The organism is Verrucomicrobiia bacterium, from assembly GCA_036405135.1.
Lineage (GTDB): Bacteria > Verrucomicrobiota > Verrucomicrobiia > Limisphaerales > JAEYXS01 > JAEYXS01.
In genome coordinates this window covers 99,132-115,868 of the sequence record DASWYF010000020.1, presented here as the reverse complement: position 1 = coordinate 115,868, position 16,737 = coordinate 99,132, and the positions used below count along the sequence as shown (strand labels likewise).

The 16,737-nt window shown below is 56.9% G+C and carries 15 protein-coding genes; 9 read left to right on the top strand and 6 right to left on the bottom strand.

Features of this window, described 5'->3' with window-relative positions:
• Nucleotides 1–185 precede the first annotated feature (185 nt).
• The 4 genes from VGH19_09090 to VGH19_09075 form a co-directional block, all read right to left on the bottom strand.
• A complete protein-coding gene (locus VGH19_09090) occupies nt 186–1,073 on the bottom strand; it encodes an alpha/beta hydrolase (protein HEY1171510.1) in 888 nt (295 codons plus the stop codon).
• Between the two features lie 81 nt (nt 1,074–1,154).
• Complete coding sequence (locus tag VGH19_09085; GenBank protein HEY1171509.1) at nt 1,155–1,757, bottom strand: hypothetical protein; 603 nt, start codon at nt 1,755–1,757, stop codon at nt 1,155–1,157.
• A 166-nt stretch (nt 1,758–1,923) separates the two neighbouring features.
• Nucleotides 1,924–2,841, bottom strand: coding sequence for a rhomboid family intramembrane serine protease (locus tag VGH19_09080; protein HEY1171508.1), 918 nt, complete (start codon nt 2,839–2,841; stop codon nt 1,924–1,926).
• A 65-nt stretch (nt 2,842–2,906) separates the two neighbouring features.
• The gene (locus VGH19_09075) at nt 2,907–3,647 is read right to left on the bottom strand and encodes a CorA family divalent cation transporter (protein HEY1171507.1); all 741 of its coding nucleotides are present in this window, start codon (nt 3,645–3,647) and stop codon (nt 2,907–2,909) included.
• Between the two features lie 268 nt (nt 3,648–3,915).
• Here VGH19_09075 and VGH19_09070 point away from each other — a divergent pair, with 268 nt between their 5' ends.
• Nucleotides 3,916–4,293, top strand: a complete 378-nt coding sequence (locus VGH19_09070; GenBank protein ID HEY1171506.1) for a hypothetical protein — start codon at nt 3,916–3,918, stop codon at nt 4,291–4,293.
• A 447-nt stretch (nt 4,294–4,740) separates the two neighbouring features.
• Nucleotides 4,741–6,789 carry a cation:proton antiporter gene (locus tag VGH19_09065; protein HEY1171505.1) on the top strand — a complete coding sequence of 683 codons (2,049 nt, stop codon included), beginning with the start codon at nt 4,741–4,743 and terminating at the stop codon, nt 6,787–6,789.
• 93 nt (nt 6,790–6,882) lie between these two features.
• On the opposite strand, the gene grpE is transcribed toward VGH19_09065, so the two are convergent.
• Entirely contained in the window at nt 6,883–7,713 is an 831-nt protein-coding gene (gene grpE / locus VGH19_09060) for a nucleotide exchange factor GrpE (GenBank protein HEY1171504.1), read from the bottom strand.
• Nucleotides 7,714–7,945: 232 nt separating this feature from the next.
• Between grpE and VGH19_09055 the strand changes: the two genes are divergently transcribed.
• The 6 genes from VGH19_09055 to VGH19_09030 all read left to right on the top strand — a co-directional run bounded on the left by VGH19_09055 (nt 7,946) and on the right by VGH19_09030 (nt 14,359).
• Nucleotides 7,946–8,887, top strand: a complete 942-nt coding sequence (locus VGH19_09055) for a hypothetical protein (GenBank protein HEY1171503.1) — start codon at nt 7,946–7,948, stop codon at nt 8,885–8,887.
• 179 nt (nt 8,888–9,066) lie between these two features.
• On the top strand, nt 9,067–9,813 hold the full coding sequence (locus VGH19_09050) for a glycerophosphodiester phosphodiesterase family protein (protein HEY1171502.1): 747 nt from the start codon (nt 9,067–9,069) through the stop codon (nt 9,811–9,813).
• A gap of 68 nt (nt 9,814–9,881) precedes the next feature.
• On the top strand, nt 9,882–10,400 hold the full coding sequence (locus tag VGH19_09045; GenBank protein ID HEY1171501.1) for a glutathione peroxidase: 519 nt from the start codon (nt 9,882–9,884) through the stop codon (nt 10,398–10,400).
• 169 nt (nt 10,401–10,569) lie between these two features.
• The gene (locus VGH19_09040; protein HEY1171500.1) at nt 10,570–11,736 is read left to right on the top strand and encodes an SPFH domain-containing protein; all 1,167 of its coding nucleotides are present in this window, start codon (nt 10,570–10,572) and stop codon (nt 11,734–11,736) included.
• Nucleotides 11,733–12,668 carry an SPFH domain-containing protein gene (locus VGH19_09035; protein ID HEY1171499.1) on the top strand — a complete coding sequence of 312 codons (936 nt, stop codon included), beginning with the start codon at nt 11,733–11,735 and terminating at the stop codon, nt 12,666–12,668. Before VGH19_09040 ends, VGH19_09035 begins: the two co-directional genes overlap by 4 nt.
• Before the next feature lie 218 nt (nt 12,669–12,886).
• Nucleotides 12,887–14,359: a sulfatase gene (locus VGH19_09030; GenBank protein ID HEY1171498.1), complete on the top strand. Its 1,473-nt coding sequence runs from the start codon at nt 12,887–12,889 to the stop codon at nt 14,357–14,359.
• Between the two features lie 27 nt (nt 14,360–14,386).
• Here VGH19_09030 and VGH19_09025 read toward each other — a convergent pair whose 3' ends face one another.
• A complete protein-coding gene (locus VGH19_09025; GenBank protein HEY1171497.1) occupies nt 14,387–14,605 on the bottom strand; it encodes a DUF2007 domain-containing protein in 219 nt (72 codons plus the stop codon).
• A gap of 163 nt (nt 14,606–14,768) precedes the next feature.
• On the opposite strand from VGH19_09025, the gene VGH19_09020 reads away from it, so the two are divergent.
• Nucleotides 14,769–16,733, top strand: a complete 1,965-nt coding sequence (locus VGH19_09020) for a hypothetical protein (GenBank protein HEY1171496.1) — start codon at nt 14,769–14,771, stop codon at nt 16,731–16,733.
• Nucleotides 16,734–16,737: the final 4 nt, after the last annotated feature.

Sequence of the window (16,737 nt, the reverse complement as noted above, 5' to 3'; positions counted from 1 at the left end):
TCGGCGCGCAAAAAACTTTCAACGCGGCCCAATGGTCTCCCTCTCCCCTCATAGACACGCCGAGCTTCGGCGAGAGGGCCGGGGTGAGGGGATGCCGTGCCTCCCCGTTCACTTTCCTCAGTCTGTGCGGGGCAGTGTCGAAACGCGCCCTGTGAAGCGCACCTGCTGATGCTGAAGGCATATCATTATTTCTCCGCTACCTGCGCCAACACTTTCTGCACGAAAGCAAGCAATTCCATCGTTGCCGGATCATCGGCCACGCCTAGATTGGCATTGATGCGGGTGTGGTTGGTTTCTTTCACGCCATAGGCTTTGGACGTGATCTTTGCCTCGGTGAGTTTGGTGTTCAGGCGGATGGCTTGGGCGGCGTTGTCCGGGTGATCGGCCACGTAGAGGATGAGGAAGGGCGGGATGCTCTTGCCGGGTGCGATGTGGGTGACGGCGGAGTAGTCGATATGCTTCGCCGGATCGTCGCCGAATTTCAGGCGGTGACCGTATTTCGGTTGCGGCAAGCCATGGACACGGTTGCGCGTCTCAGCGGTCTCGATCATGGCGGGGATGTCGTAGGTGTCCCCATCCACCGGCACGCAGCCTTTGATGTTGGTGAGAGCAACATTCTCCGCTTTCAGGTAACGATCATCCGTGCAGAGGATGGCGGCGAGTTGCGCACCAGCGGAATGGCCCATCACGAAGATCCGTTGTGGATCACCACCGTGCTTGGCGATGTTCCGCTGCGTCCACGCAAGGGACTTCGCGACATCGCGGATGATGACGTCCATCTCCACCTGCGGCAGCAGACGGTAATTCGTGGAGACGAAGACGAACCCTTTTCCCACAAACGCCTGGGGTTTCAATTGCACGCTGGTCTTGTCGCCGCCCTGCCACCCGCCACCATGAATCCAGAAGATGACGGGAAGGTTCTTCGCCTCTTTCGGCGCATAGATGTCCAAGACCTGGCGTTCATGATGCGTTTCACCGGCATAGGAAATGTTTTGCGCGGTGGGCTTGAGCCCTTGAGCCAGGGCAGAAGCGGTCCAACAAACGGAGATGAGGAGAGCGAGGAGAGTTTTCATTGCAGGGACGCTGTCAGCTTGCCCCGTTCGAGACGGAAAAACAAGGCAGCATAAATCGCGAGCATGCGCTTCCACGGCCAGTCATTGCTCAATGGATACATAACTCTCACCGTGAGGCAGAAAGTCCTCGATCGCGTCGGCGTCATCAAGATAAAGCCGGGGCGCTTTTAGAAACAGCATCTCAACGAATTTCTTGGTATAGAAAATGGTCAGATCTTCCCCAACGGTGGGATCATAGTAGCGGCAGCGGACCAAGACACTGTCATCCACGATCATAAGCGAAAAAGAACAGCCGATATACTTCAACAAAAATCCATGATGGCTACCATCGAGCAGTATGCATCTCCACTCCTCCCGGTGATCCAGCAAACCATCAACCGGTCCCACCTCTGGAGTGAACCCCGGAACATCCGTCTGAACCGTTGCACCTGACACAGGCCATAAGTCACATGGCGTCAGCAGACCGCGATAAATGCTGCCTTTCTCCTTATGCTGAAACTCGAAGTTTACATCAATGAATTGAGGATTCTGAAACTCCCTGACACCCAGCGGCCCATCGTACGGCGTCAGGAACAATGTGCCGTGCAGCAGGGAGCCAGCGGGGAAATTCATCTGCTCACCCAGATGATTGGTGACCGTCAGATCCTGATCAAACCGCACAGTGATGGGCTGCTGAGATGTCATCGCTTGGTTTGGTCCGCTAAAATATTCTCTGTGATCAGTGGAGTGAAGCCGGTCTGGCTCTCGAGGTAAAGGCTGGCATGTGCCAGAACCGCCATCCGCCCACGCCGTCTCAAATTTAGCGCATTTCAGTGGCACGCGATCGCCGCCCGTTCCCGTCACCCCAGCCTCACCTCCGCAAGCTGTGCCGGGCTGAAGCCACCCCCCAGATCACACCCACCACCAGGCCGATGGTGTGCGCCATGTTGGCGATGGGGAGGATGCCGGTGAAACAGATGGCGAACCAGATGAGCATCGTCGCCACCGTGCTGGGATGCAAGGCTATGCCGGAGGCGAAATCATACTTCGACTTCATCCAGCAAAAACCGAAGAGCGCATAATTCACCCCGGACATGCCACCGAAAGAAGGCAAACCCTGGCTGAAGCCGGGAATGGCGATGTAATACTGCGCCATATTGGATAACGCCGCCGACACCAGCACAAGGATGCCGAAATAGACATGCCCTTTGGCCCGCTCGATCATGCCGCCCAGATAAAAAAGCCAGTACATGTTGAAAAACAGATGCACCACGCCGTAGTGGATGAACATGGGTGTGAAAACTCGCCACACCTCCCCCTGCATCACCTCCGGCATGCCTTTCGGCAGATAGTATTCCTCCGGCCCGGACATGAACTGGGCGATGTACCAGCCTTGGATGGCAGCACGATTATCGCCGAAACTGGACAAAAGCGCCACGCAGATGGAGATGGCGATCAACAGTGCCGTGATCACCACCGGAGTACTGCGCTCACGCGTCAGCACTTCGCGGCTGGAAAATGTGCGGTCAGCGGCAGCAGCCTCCTCCTCTTCCCGCTGCGCCTGTTTTTTGCGCGCCGCTTCCGGCGCCTTGGCGTATTCGGGAGCAGCCGGGTTCGCTTTGAAATTCTGGAGCAGGTTCGCGGCTTCCACCATCTGTTCATCCGCCAGCACCCAGACTTCAAACTTGTTCCCCTCCCGTTCGACCTGGTTTTCGATACCACGCACGAACAGGTAATCACTGAAAAGAGCAGCCTCACGCTCGCCCTCGATGGATCCGATCAATCGCATTTGATGCGGTCAATTTTTCATCAAACCGGGAGGGAGTCAAAGAAAGGAATCACTTTCGCTGTGCCTCACCTTTCCCTCCGATCCCCGGGTCCGCTCAGCACCCAACTCATCATCAGCACCCCCAGTCCTATGCCAGCACCCAGTGCCAACCAGAACATCAGGGGGCTGTTCGATTCCCAGCCGGTATGAAAGTTCATGCCGAAGAGGCTCGTGATGGCGGTCAACGGCAGGAACAGCGCCGCCAGCATGTTCAAGCGATGGCTCGCGTGCAGCGCTTCCTTGCTCAGACGCGCCTGCTCTTCTGATTCACGCGCGATCTTGTAATCAATGGCGTTGCGCACGTCTTGCAAGAGGATGTCCAGATTGCGGTCCACTTCATACGCAAGGTCGCGGACGTCGATCATCGCGGTATCCCCCTTCACCGCTTCACGTGCGTTCTGCAACGCCTGATGCATGTTCCGCGCTGCGCGGGAAAGCGGCGTGAGCGTTTCGATCAGGTCGAAGAGTTCCCCCGCACTCATAGCATGATCATAATCCTTGGCCAGTTTGGCCTCGAGATCCGCGTACATCTGCACATGCGTCTTCAGCACACCCATACCGGGACCGCCCACGCTGGTCTGCCATTCACCGGCCGGACTGCGCCAATACAACACGCCTTCACGGTGGCTCTGCTCGGAATCAGGCGGGCGGTGCAACACCACCAGCACATGCCCTTCCTCAATGATGGCGCGTTGACGCCCGTATGAGGCCTGGCCCAAACGGGTCTTGATGGAATCGGGCAGCTTCCAGTTCGCTGGAATGATCATAACGTTGTCTCCTTTGTCTTCTTCCGGTCTCTCTTTTTATTTCATAGCTAGGGTGGCTGCAGACCAATGCAAGAGGCAACTGGAAAGCGGCTACAAATCAGGCCCGTTTGTATAGCAGGCAACTGCCAGACGTTCTGGCAGGGTGGATAATTGGACCCTTAGAATTTGGACTGCGGCTCACAAAAATACCACAGCCCCGCAAAATATTTCATGCACCTTGGTAATTGAGGGTTGCCCTCCCCTTCCTGCCACACGCATTCTGGTGACAGTGCGTGGTATCAAGACAGCTGGTGTCCTGCTGGTGATCGCCCTCTGGCTTTCATCCAGCTTCTTCGCGCACTCGCACCGCTGGTACCGGCTCGGCCGCCAGACTGGCAACACCCTGTCCTTTCTGAACACAGCCATTGCCGATGAAGAACCGGCAACGGCCATCTTCCCCGCACAACAGTTCCGCACCTCCGTCTCCCGCGCCAGCACCCCCCAGACCGACGGCCCGACCAATCTGATCTTGCGCGACCGGACGGAACCGGCCCGTTTCACTCACCTCCAGTCCGATGCACCCGGTCTGGCTCCCGCGATGCTCGCACGTACCTGGCAGTTTCTCCTGCGCGCGGCGCCGCACCCACGCAGCCCATCCCCGGCCTGATCCAACTCATTCAGGCGGCAAGAGTGCGGATTTTATCCGCCACCCACTCGCCGCAGTCCTGGAAGGCCAAACCTTCCTCAACCGCAACCTGACGGATTTTTAAACCTGGACTATGGCAGGCAAATCGATCGCATGGGTGCTGTGGACCTTTATCATCATCTTTGGTGTGGTGATTTTCCGGTACTATAGCCGTAAAGAGGATTAGAAAATCCTCGGGCGGATTGTAACAGCGCATTCATTCGTGCGCTGGCAAACTCCGCCAGACTCGCAGCCGGAGCTGTGTAGTGATTCCAAACTTGTGCCGGTCCAAACGCAGACCGGACCGGCACAAGCCTGACGGATTGAAAGGTCGGCGTTTTTTCGCGAACAGAAACAAAAAAGATGCGAGAATAACCGGGCTTGGTCCGGTTGAGTGAAACAGCAGGACATTTTGAAAGGGCAAGCCGTATGCATGGGATAACATATTTGCAGGATCTGGCCGTGGTGATGATCGTCGCCGGATTGGTCACCGTTTTATTTCACCGTCTGAAACAACCGGTGGTGCTCGGGTATATTTTGGCCGGTGTCATCATCGGCCCGCATACGCCGCCCTTCGAGTTCATCCATGATGAACACAACATCAAGAACATGTCGGAACTGGGCATCATCCTGCTCATGTTCTCGCTCGGCATGGAATTCAACCTGCGGAAGCTCAAAGAAGTGGGCGTCACCGCTTTGTTCGGTGCGGGATTGGAGATCATCCTCATGGTCGGTGCAGGTTATCAGCTCGGGCGGATGTTCGGCTGGAGCCACATGGACAGCTTGTTCCTCGGTGCCATGCTCTCTATCTCCTCCACCACCATCATCATCAAAGCTCTGAACGAGATGGGCCTGGCGAAGGAGAAGTTCGCCGGGATGATCTTCGGCATCCTCATCATCGAGGACATCCTGGCCATCGTCATGCTGGCGCTGCTCTCCGGTATCGCCATGACGGGCTCGTTGACCTTGGGTGAAGTGAGCATGACGGTGGGCAAGCTCTCCATCTTCCTCGTCACCGCGCTCGTGCTCGGCCTCATCGCCGTGCCGCGTTTGTTGGGTTATGTCGCGAAGTTCAAGAGCAACGAGATGTTGCTCATCACCGCGTTGGCCCTGTGCTTCGGCTTCTCCCTGCTGGCGGCGAAACTCGGTTACAGCGTCGCCTTGGGCGCATTCGTGATCGGCGCACTCATCTCAGAAGCACGGGAGATCCACAAGATCGAGCATCTCATGGAGCCGATCCGCGACATGTTCAGCGCCATCTTCTTCGTGTCCATCGGCCTGCTCATCGATCCCAAGATGCTGGTGACGTATGCCCTGCCGATCATCATCATCAGCGTGCTGGTGATCGTGGGCAAGGTGATCAGTTGCGGCTTGGGCACATTTGCCGCCGGTAACGATGTCCGCACCTCCTTGCGGGTCGGCATGGGTCTGGCGCAGATCGGTGAGTTCTCGTTCATCATCGCCGCCCTTGGTTTGACCCTGAAGGTGACGAGCGACTTCCTCTACCCCATCGCCGTGGCGGTGTCTGCCATCACTACGCTGACGACGCCTTACCTGATCAAGAGCACGGATGGTGCGGTGCGGTGGTTTGATCGCAAGGCACCCAAACCATTCCTGGATACGCTGGAGATCTACACGAAGTGGGCGGGCCAGCTCGGTGAAACACGCAAGGACAGCCTCGCGCGAAAGTTTATCCAGAAATGGATGCTGCAAGTGTTCCTGAACGTGGCGCTCATCTGCGCGGTGTTCATCACTGCGGCATTTTTTGGCCGCACGCAGCCGGAATGGCTGCCAGGCATGTTGCAGGATGATGCCGCCTACAAATCAGCGCTATGGATCATCGCGGTGATCGTCGCCTTGCCCTTGTTCATCGCAGCGTTCCGCAAGCTGCAAGCACTGGGACTGCTCATCGCCGATTTGAAAGTGAAGGAAGCCAAAGCAGGTGCGCGCACGGAAGCCATCCGCAGCATCGTCGCTCAAGGCATCCCCTTCGGCGGACTCATCGGCCTGTTCCTGCTGGGACTGACCTTGAGCGCGCCGCTATTGCCGCCGTTCCGTATCTTCCTGGCACTGCTGGTGGTGGCCGGGTTGCTGGGCTTCTTGCTCTGGCGTTCCGCCATCCGCATCTACTCCAAGGCACAGTATGCCCTGCACGAAACACTGAACCAGACACCGGTGGAACGTCACCCGCCTGAACCGGCACCCAAGCCGAACCTCCTCCGCGATGCCGATCTACAGGCGATCACCCTGACCGAAGGCACCATTGCAGTCGGCAAGCTCATCCGCGAAACCGGTCTCCGCAAGGAAACCGGCGCAAGCATCGTAGGTATCGATCGTAACGGCACGCCGATCATCAATCCGGAAGCGGATGAAGAACTGCGTGCAGGCGATCAGGTGCTTGTCTTGGGCACCACCTCACAACTGGAATCAGCCCAAAAGTTTTTGGCACGCAAGAATCCGTCACTAAACGAGCAATGACGGGATAGTTTCACGCTCTCTGGCAGGTAACAAAAGAACTGCCCAGCAGAAGCGGGGATCATTAAATTTCCAGAAGCATTTTTCAAAACCGCTCTAAAGCAAGCTCGGTTCCTGTCCAGAAACTGTTTCAGCAACCGGATCCGGTCCGGTTTGCGGTTTTGCCAAGACCACCAATGCCGGACGGACGAGCCGCCCTTGGAACGTATAACCGGGGGCCGTGGCCTCGGCGACCTGCGCCGGCCCCTCGGGGACTTTGCCATCGGCTGGGTGATGCTTCTGCGCGTCGAAGGCTTCTCCCGCCTGGGCACCGTAGGCCACCACACCCACCCGGCGGGCGGCATCGCGCAGCGCAAGCTGGAACTGCGTCATTTGCTCGACCAGGCCACGTTGGCCGGAGAGCACAGCCGCATGATGGATGGCAAAAGTGTGATCCAGCATACGGACAACGACCTGCAGCCAATCCCCTTCAGAGCGGCGTAGTTTCTCGACCTCCAGGCGCAGATGGCCTTTTTCCGTATCGTTCGCCGACTTCATGAACTCGGCGAATTGCTTGGCCTCGGCAGTCATGCGGTCACCGATTGCCCGGGCAGCCTCGGTGGCCTTCTGGTTCTCCAACTGGGCGGTCTGCAAAAAGTTTTGCGCCGAGGCGATGTCTTGGGCGACTTTTTCCAGGTTATGCGTCTGCTCGACCACGGAGGTAAGAGAATCAGACTCCGCAAACCGGACAACAGCCTCGTATTCCCGCAGGAAGGGCTGGATAAGACACCAAGCGCCGACGACACCGCAAGCAACGACACCGGCGAGCTCGAAAGGCTCCAAAGGATAGTGGCCGCGCTGGATGATAAGGCCGGCAACGGCGAGAAGGACCAGATCGGCCATCAGAAAAGGCCATTTCGCTGCTTTAGGTGCGCTCGTTTGACTCATGAACGGGCAAGGGTAGGCGGCGGGGAGGGAGTTTCAAGTTTTCAGATGAAGAGACTATGCCCCCAGTCCGGTGGGTGGCCAGATCGGATGGCAGTCAGCTCAATACAAACGGACTCCCCCTTTGAAGCTCGCTGCGCCTCTTCCCCCAAGCGGCTGCGAAATCGGGTGGAAAAATATTTTCACAAAAAAACCTTTCGCATTCCCGCGCACAGCCAGTAAAGATGGCGGGCTCATGCAGTTGCCAAACAACGCGGATAATCGTAACGAAACGGAAGAAAATGTCGCAAGCACACCAGCAGCGGCGCCTAACAAGCCCACGGTGGATGCCAGCAAGTATGCGGGCACGCCCCGGGACATCACCGAGCTGGTGGTCCAGCCGGACTTTCCCAAAAGCGCGTTGGGCGAGCTGATCGAGATCGGCGGTCGTCCGGGCATCGTCATCGAGATCGTGAACCAGTCGCTGAAGGTCAAGGCACAGGATGGTTCTGTGCAGAGTTATAACGGCCATGTGTTGCGCAAACTTTACGCTCCAGCACAGCGCCCGGCACCCGCGCCAGAGCCAGAACGTTCCACGTCTTCCTACGGCGCAAGCGATAGCAACACTGCTTCCCGCGATGATCAGGACGATGAAGAAACCGAGGAGACGGAGGCGGAGATCGTGGTATCCGAGGAGAAGTATCTCACGGCTGCGCGACCGATCACGGAGTTCATCACGCGGGAAGATTATCCTAAGTGTCTGCTGGGTGAGCACCTGGAGATCGGCGGGTTCACAGGCATCGTGGTGGAACTGGTGGACAAATCATTCAAAGTGAAGCCACGCCATGGTGTGGCGCAACGGTTCAATGCGAATGTGCTGAAACGCGTTTACGGCCCGCAACCGAAGCAGGAGGAACGTCCCTCACGGCCGACTTACAAGCAGCCGACGCCAGCGCCGGTAGTGAATGCGCCACCGCGCAATGTGATCGAGCAACCGGACTTCAGCGCGCCAGTAAAGCCGCTCCGGGATTACATGGGCCGCGAAGATTATCCGCAATGCACGTTCGGTGCGCATGTGGAGATCAACGGCATCGCGGGTGTGGTGATCGAGATCGTGAAGGGCTCGTTGAAGGTGAAATCGCAAGAAGGCGTGACGCGGAGCTACAACGCGATGGTGCTGCGCAAGCTGCACGGGTAAAGCCAGGGGCGAGGGATGAGAGGTGAAGCGGTTTTGCTTGTCGGGAGATTCTCTCGCGAGGCAAAATCGATCTCATGTTCCGAGACTCCTTACGTTTTCCCCGGCGCACGTTTCTAACTGCGTTGGGGGCTTTCACGGCGACTGCTTCGTGGAGCAAATCCCTCGGATCGGAAATCGCAATGCCGCAGCGCGGGTTGTGTGCGCATCGTGGAGCGATGGCGACGCATCCGGAGAATACGATCCCGGCGTTTCAGGAGGCGATCCGGCTGGGCGCACAGATGATCGAGTTCGATGTGCAGCTCTCGCGTGATGGTGAGCTGGTGCTGATGCATGATGCCACGGTGGATCGCACCACAAACGGCAAGGGCAAGGTGACAGAGCTGGCCTTCAAGGAATTGCGAGCATTGGATGCGGGTGTGAAAAAGGACGTGCGGTTTACTGGAACACGCATCCCTACTTTTGAGGAAACGCTGGAGATGATGCCGCGCAATGTGTGGTTGAACTGTCACTTGAAAGGCGGTGCTGCGCTCGGCGCAGCGGTGGCGAAAGCGATTGTGCGAGCCAAGCGGCAACATCAGGCATTCATGGCGTGTGGTGGTGAGGCGGCAAAAGCTGCACGAGAGGTGGAGCGGGACATTCTCATCTGCAATATGGATCGCCAGGCGAATAGCTTGGATTATGTGCAGCAGACGATCGCGATGAAAGCGGGGTTTATCCAATTGTTAGGAAAGGGGGAAGTCTCCGCCGAACAAGTGCGATTGTTAAAAGCGAATGGTGTGCGGGTGAATTATTACCACGCCGAAACGCCAGAGCTGGTGAAGAATCTTTTCGTGAACGGAGTGGATTTCCCGCTGGTGAATGACTTGGCAGCGTTTCTGCCAATCGCGAAGGACGCGGGCATACAGCCTGTGGCCCCTGTGTTTTAAGCCATTTGACAGCGGAGGCCGGGCAAATCAGAGTGCCCGGCATGAAATTCACCGCACTCGTAGCTGCTATGGCACTCGTCACACTTACGGCTTTTGCCGCCCAATCGGTTCTCGATATCCCGCTCAAGGACATCAATGGCAAGGATGCCGCCCTCAAAGATCACAAAGGCAAGGTCATCCTCGTGGTGAACGTGGCCTCCAAGTGCGGTTACACAAAGCAATACACCGGCCTGGAAGCGATCCAGCAGAAATACAAGGACAAGGGCTTCACGGTGGTGGGCATGCCGTGCAACCAGTTCGGCGGACAGGAACCGGGCACGAACGAGCAGATCAAAGAATTCTGCTCCAGCAAATTCAACGTGACCTTCCCGCTGTATGACAAGATCGAGGTGAACGGTGCGAACCGGCATCCGCTCTACACTGCACTGGCGGGCAAGGACTCACCGTTCCCGGGCGATATCAAGTGGAACTTCAACAAGTTCCTCATCGGCAAAGATGGCAAGATACTCGCGCGCTTCGATTCCAAGGTAACGCCGGAATCTCCCGAGATGGCTGCTGCCATCGAGAAAGCGCTCGCCGCGAAGTAAGATAATCATACAGATTTATGCATCCCGTCCGGACGCAGGTCTGGACGGGATTCGTTTTCCTGCGGACAGAGGCGCTACAAATGTTCCCGCTTTTTATCATCGTGCTTTGCAGAGGAATTTGTTCTCATGCGAATGTCGCAGAAAATAAATCCAAACCAGCCAGAAAATTATGGGTATCTTTTTTGGAATAATAGTGGGGTTCGTGGCGTGGTTCCTCGTGCGTTACTTGGTCGCGGGCTTTTACACCGTGGATCAGAACGAACGCGCGGTGAAGACCAGCTTCGGACGGGCAGAACGGATTGAGGGCAAGACCACGCTCGAAGATCCCATCTCCGAGACGTTGCGCGAAAGCGAGCGCGAGCGCTACATCTTCCCGCAGGTGCGAGTGATCCCGCCAGGGGGACCTTATTGGAAATTCCCGTGGGAAAAGGTGTATAAAGTTTCCGTGGCCACCCAGACGGTGAATATGGCGTTCGATCCCGAAAACCCGATGGCCAATCAAGGTGGGCGGATGCTGGAAGCGGTGACGAAAGACCAGTTGAACGTCGGCCTCACGGGCCAGATACGTTACCGCGTTTCGGACCGCAATCTCTACGCCTACCTTTTCGGCGTGAAGAATCCCTTCGCGCATATCATGGGTTATTTCGTTTCAGTACTGCGTGAGCGTATCGCGACGTTTGAGGCACCCGTGGCAATGGACCTGATCTTTGAGTGTCCGCAATGCCGGCAAAAACTGGCTCTGGAACCGGCCAATGCCGGGTCGCGCGTCGCCTGTCCATCCTGTAGTCGTGAGATCAATGTGCCCAAGACGACGGAAGCGGGTGTGCAACTCGTCCCGCGCGCGCAAAGCAAGGCTGTGTCCACCACGCCTCCCGATGGCATGATCGATTCCCCGGAAGAACTCGCTTCCGCGATCGGCGTGTCCATCAACGATCTGCGCAAAAACCTGCGTGACCTGAACGAACACATGGACCGCGAATGCCGTTCCTCTTCCGCGCGTTACGGCATGGTATTGGATGCCTCGCTCATCACCGGCATCGACCCACCGGAGGAAGTCGAATCCGCGCTCGCGGCAATCAATACCGCGCACAATCAAGTGTCCTCGGACATCAGCTTGGCACAAGCTTCTGCCGATCAAAAGATCGTGCAATCCAAACGTGCAGTGGAGATCGAAACGCTGAAGGCGCAAGCCGAAGTGGAACCGCTCGAACGCATGGCGCAGCAATTGACCGATCTGAAACAAAATGGTTCAGGCGCGCTGGAGGCATATCGCCGCAATGTGCGTCTCTCGATGTTCGAACAGGCCGAAAAAGTCTTCGTGGAGGTGGAAAAGTGAGCTTCTTGATCGCTGCTGTGGTGACGTTCGTCGCCTGCTTCATCGTAGTGCCCATCTTGCTGGGCCTGTGCCGCATGATCATCGCCTACACCATCGTGGAGGAACGGCGCTGCCACGTTTACATGCTCTTCGGCAAGGTCATCGGCATCATCGATGAACCGGGCTTTTACTTCCTCTTCCCGCGACTCGGCTGGCGCGCATTCCTAGTGCACTGGCTGGGCCGTTGCCTGGTGGTGGATATGCGCATTGACCAGGAATATCTCCGCAGCCAGCCGGTGAATTCCGAGGAGGGCGCACCCATCGGTATCGGTATCTGGTATGAGATGATGATCAGCGACCCTGTCGCCTATCTCTTCAAGAACACCGACCCGCGCGGCTCGCTCGCGGCGAACGTCAGCAACTCGACCGTGCGCAGCCTGAGCAACATGCCGCTCGATAAACTCATGTGTGACCGTCACGGCATGAGCCACACCGTGCGTGACGAGGTTTCGCCCAAGTCGCACGAGTGGGGTTACAAGCTCGGCTCCGTTTACATCCGCAAAGTACACTTCCGCGATGCCGGTATGATCCGCCAGATCGAGAGCAAGGTGGTGAACCGTCTGCGCCAGGTGACCTCTGCCATCAAGCAGGATGGTGCGAACCAGGTAAGCATCATCACCAGCACGGCGGAACGCAAAGCAGCGGTGGAGTTCGCGAAAGCGAAAGCCATCCGCCCGCAGATCGTCGGCACCGCTCTGAACCGTATATCGCAAGACAAGGAAGTCGCTGCGACGATGTTCGACATCCTTGAGATGCAAAAAATCATCGAGGGCGAAGCCCGCATCACGATCATACCGAAGAATCACGACATGCTCTCCAGCATGCTCGCTTCGGGAGACAAGCCACAGACACAAAGAACGGGCCAACGCCCGCCTAGCGTGCCAAGCAATTAGCGCGATAAGTTTTCTTCTTCAGGCGCAACCGGCAACGGTTGCGCCTTTTTTCTTCGAACCGCAGGTTGCCCTCAACCCGAAGAACTGCGAAATAACCCGCAGACGCCATCACCCCTTCCTCATCCCGTGTTCCATCCGTGAAATTCCGTAGCTAAAAAATCCCGTTTCTGTTTTCCTTGAAACATCCGTTCAACTCCCAACGTCTTGCTCTGTTGCACATGAATCGCTCACTTCATCATCTCCGGATGGCCGTCCTGCTGCTTTGCCTTCTATCAACCGCCAGCCTTCGCGCCGCCAGTGTTTCCGATAAGCCGCTCAACTTCATCTTCATCCTCGTGGATGACCTCGGATGGACAGACTTCGCCTGCTTCGGCAGCAAGTCCTATCAGACACCGAACATCGACCGCCTCGCCAAAGAAGGCATGAAGTTCACCTCGGCTTACTCGGCTTGCACAGTTTGTTCCCCCACACGCGCCGCCTTGCTTACGGGCAAATATCCGGCCCGCCTGCACATCACTGATTGGATTGCGGGGCACAATCGCCCTTACGCGAAATTGAAGATCCCCGATTGGCAAAAGTTCCTTCCGCTCGAAGAAGTCACCATTGCCGAGATGTTGAAAACCAAGGGTTACGCCACCGCCAGCATCGGCAAGTGGCACTTGGGCGGTGAAGAGTATGCACCGACCAAGCAAGGCTTCGATGTGAATGTGGCCGGATATGATCGCGGTGCGCCGCCGAGTTACCACGCGCCCTACAACATCCCCACTCTTAAACCCGAAGGCGAGAAAGGCGAATACCTGACCGATCGTGAAGCACTGGAAGCAACGAAGTTCATCGAGACGAACAAGGATAAACCCTTCTTCATCTACCTGCCGCATTATGCCGTGCATACACCGATACAGGCCAAGGAAGAGGTGAAGAAAAAATATGAGAAATCTATCCCTGCCAGTTCACGGCAGAACAATCCTGCTTACGCCGCATTAGTGGAGAGCGTGGATGATTCCCTCGGCACCATCATGAAGAAGCTCGCGGAGTTGAAGATCGATGACCACACCGTCATTTTCATCACCGGCGACAACGGTGGACTCAGCGGCACTGTGAATGCCCAAGGCTGGCGCAAGGGTCCCACGGATAATACACCACTGCGCCTCGGCAAAGGCTCTGCCTATGAAGGCGGCGTCCGCGTCCCGCTCATCGTGAAATGGCCGGGCGTCACCAAAGCCGGTAGTGAAAATGAAGCACCCGTCATCACCGTGGATTTCTTCCCCACCATTCTCGAACTGGCAGAAGTGAAGCCCAACACCACGCTGGATGGCGAAAGCATCGCTCCGCTTTTGCGCGGTCGTAGCAAGCTGCAACGCGACGCCATCTTCTGGCATTACCCGCATTATCATCCCGGCAGCGCCACGCCTTACAGCGCCATCCGGAAAGGCGACCTCAAGCTCATCCATTTCTTCGAAGACGATCGCGTAGAACTCTACAACGTGAAAAAGGACATCGGAGAGAAACAGGATCTGGCCCCCACGGAAGCCAAAAAAGTCGCCGAATTGCGTAAAGAATTGAATGACTGGCGCAAGGCCGTGGGAGCGCAACTCCCCACCCCAAATCCTGATTACGATGCCACCAAAGTTTGGGAAGGGGCGCGACCCGCAGGCAAAGGGAAACAAAAAGCCGGTGCGATGGCTGAATAGCCGGGGTGCGCTAGGTTGGGATTGCGTTCACACCTGCCCTGCAGGTTGATGCCACTCTGCCATCAGAGCGCATGCCTCCTCATATTGCGCATCATCCAACACCCAAACCTCCGGATCAAACGCCGTTCCCGGCAGGGCCTGAGCGGCGAATTCATTACGCAGTTCGCATTCTATGCCAGCCTCCTCCAGCCGGCTCTTCAGCAGGCCCGCCTCCGCACTGTTCGATGAAGTGAATACACATTTCATGTTGATCCCTTTCTCGTTTGCTGTGCGCCCTCAACTTAACCCACCTGCAGCATCCTGTCCACGCCCTCAGACAATTTGCTTGTGACCGCCCTCGCCCGTTCGCACGATGCGCTCCAGCCTCCGGCCCAAGACAGGGCTGGGTGAGCGACTCAAACTGAACTGCATGGAAACCAAACCCAATCGTACGGTCGGCTTTTTGCTGGCTGGCCTGTTGGCGTTCACCTTTCTGGCCGCTCTCTTCCACATCTCGGATATCGATCTGGGCTATCATATCCGCACCGGAGCCTATGTATTGGAGCATAAAAGCATCCCGGCCCTGAACACCTTCGCCTACACCACGCCGGAAGAGCCGTGGTATTTGCATCAGTGGCTGCCTGCCACGGGTCTTTATCTTTTGGACAAACTCGGCGGAGTGACCGCTCTTACCACGGCCAAATGCCTGCTTGCCATGATGGCGATCGCACTCACCTGGCTCACCGCCCGTCGCTTGGGTTCAGCCGATTCCCTTTGGCCTTTTTGGTTCATCACTCTGGCCGTCATCATCGCCCGTCCACGATTCTTTGAGCGCCCCGACTTCCTCTCCGGCGTCATCTTCACGCTGCTCCTGTATCTCGATACGCGTTGCGGACGTTCCCGTCGCTGGCAATGGCTCGGCCTGCCCGCACTCTTTGCCCTATGGGCCAATATCCATGGCGGTCTCGTCTATGGGCTCGCCCTCCTCTTCGCTTTCTCTGTGGGTGAATGGGCAGAACATCTCCTGCATAAATGGCGCCCTGCTTCAGGCCAGCTCCTGACCTTGCGCGAATTGTTCGTCCGCCCCATCGGCATGTTGCTGGCCGTCATCGCAGCCGCGCTTTCCACGCAGATATTGAACCCGCATGGCGCAAAGATCCTGCTCGTGCCCTTCCAGTTCAACAATCAGTTCTGGCAAAACGTCATCACCGAGCTTCAAGCTCCGCCCTGGTACGGTAACAAGCTCTTCTATCTCTCTCTGCCATTGCTCGCGTTGCTGCTGGTCCTCTCGCGCAGACATTGGAATTTTGCCCGCTTCTTCACACTCTGCGGCTTTGCCATTCTGGCGCTTGATTCGCAACGTTCGCTGCTCTTCTACGCCCTCGCCACGGCCCCTTTCGCCGCGCAGATGGCCTTCCAAATTCGGCCTTTCACTCTCGGGGTGGCCCGGCCTTGGGCGCTCGCGCTGCTGCCAATCGCATGGATCTCCATAACCCTGCTTCAATTCGTTCCCGATCAGCAATACAAGTTCGGCTATGGGCGCTATCCGGGCTTCTATCCCACGGGCATCTTTGAATTCATGGAACGTGAAGTGCCCGCCCAAAATCTTTTCCATGACATGCGCTACGGCGGTCCGCTGTTGTGGCAGAATTATCCCAAGTTCAAACCTTTCATCGATGGCCGGGGTGATGCCTATTCTGTTTCCTTTTGGGAAAAAGAATACCTGCCCGCCATCAACCAGTCGTCCAACTGGCGTGAAATCATGGCTAGATGGAAGGTGTCCGCCATACTCCTGTCTATTCCTCTGGACCGGCAACTGACGCCTCTCTCAAAAACACTGTCCCAAGATCCTGAATGGGCACTTGTCGCGATGGACGATCACACGCTCCTTTTCCTTCAACGCACTGCGCAAAACCAAAGCGTCATCAGCAAGCATGAGTTCAAGCTCATCCATCCCCAAGATTGGTCTCTAGGCAACGTCACCCCCGAAAACGCTGCCGCTGCCGTTCAGGAAGCGACACGTATACTTGAACTTTCTCACGACAGCATCTTAGGCCTGACGGCTGCCGCACGTGCTTCCTTGGTGCGTGGCGATTACGAGACTGCCGCCCAGCTTTACTCCCAACTCGTCGAACAACCAGGAGCCAATGTCTTCTATTGGCGTGATTACGGATTCGCCCTCTGGCAACTGGGCCGCCTGGATGATGCGGATGCCGTTTATGCGCATTTGCAAAAGAAAGGTGACCTGGCCGGATACCCCGCCTTCATGCGCCATTTCATCGCGCTAAAACGCAATCAACGGGAAGACGCCCGCAAATATCTGCAACAAGCTGTGGCCTTGGAGCCGAATAACGCTGAATACCAAGCCGCCTCACGCGCTCTGAACGGCAAATGATTTA

Coding starts and splice junctions, on each gene's coding strand:
- VGH19_09085 (HEY1171509.1), bottom strand. CDS start 1,757: ATGACATCTCAGCAGCCCATCACTGTGCGGTTTGATCAGGATCTGACG.
- VGH19_09075 (HEY1171507.1), bottom strand. CDS start 3,647: ATGATCATTCCAGCGAACTGGAAGCTGCCCGATTCCATCAAGACCCGT.
- VGH19_09090 (HEY1171510.1), bottom strand. CDS start 1,073: ATGAAAACTCTCCTCGCTCTCCTCATCTCCGTTTGTTGGACCGCTTCT.
- VGH19_09025 (HEY1171497.1), bottom strand. CDS start 14,605: ATGAAATGTGTATTCACTTCATCGAACAGTGCGGAGGCGGGCCTGCTG.
- VGH19_09020 (HEY1171496.1), top strand. CDS start 14,769: ATGGAAACCAAACCCAATCGTACGGTCGGCTTTTTGCTGGCTGGCCTG.
- VGH19_09045 (HEY1171501.1), top strand. CDS start 9,882: ATGGCACTCGTCACACTTACGGCTTTTGCCGCCCAATCGGTTCTCGAT.
- VGH19_09055 (HEY1171503.1), top strand. CDS start 7,946: ATGCAGTTGCCAAACAACGCGGATAATCGTAACGAAACGGAAGAAAAT.
- VGH19_09080 (HEY1171508.1), bottom strand. CDS start 2,841: ATGCGATTGATCGGATCCATCGAGGGCGAGCGTGAGGCTGCTCTTTTC.
- VGH19_09040 (HEY1171500.1), top strand. CDS start 10,570: ATGGGTATCTTTTTTGGAATAATAGTGGGGTTCGTGGCGTGGTTCCTC.
- VGH19_09030 (HEY1171498.1), top strand. CDS start 12,887: ATGAATCGCTCACTTCATCATCTCCGGATGGCCGTCCTGCTGCTTTGC.
- VGH19_09065 (HEY1171505.1), top strand. CDS start 4,741: ATGCATGGGATAACATATTTGCAGGATCTGGCCGTGGTGATGATCGTC.
- VGH19_09050 (HEY1171502.1), top strand. CDS start 9,067: ATGCCGCAGCGCGGGTTGTGTGCGCATCGTGGAGCGATGGCGACGCAT.
- grpE (HEY1171504.1), bottom strand. CDS start 7,713: ATGAGTCAAACGAGCGCACCTAAAGCAGCGAAATGGCCTTTTCTGATG.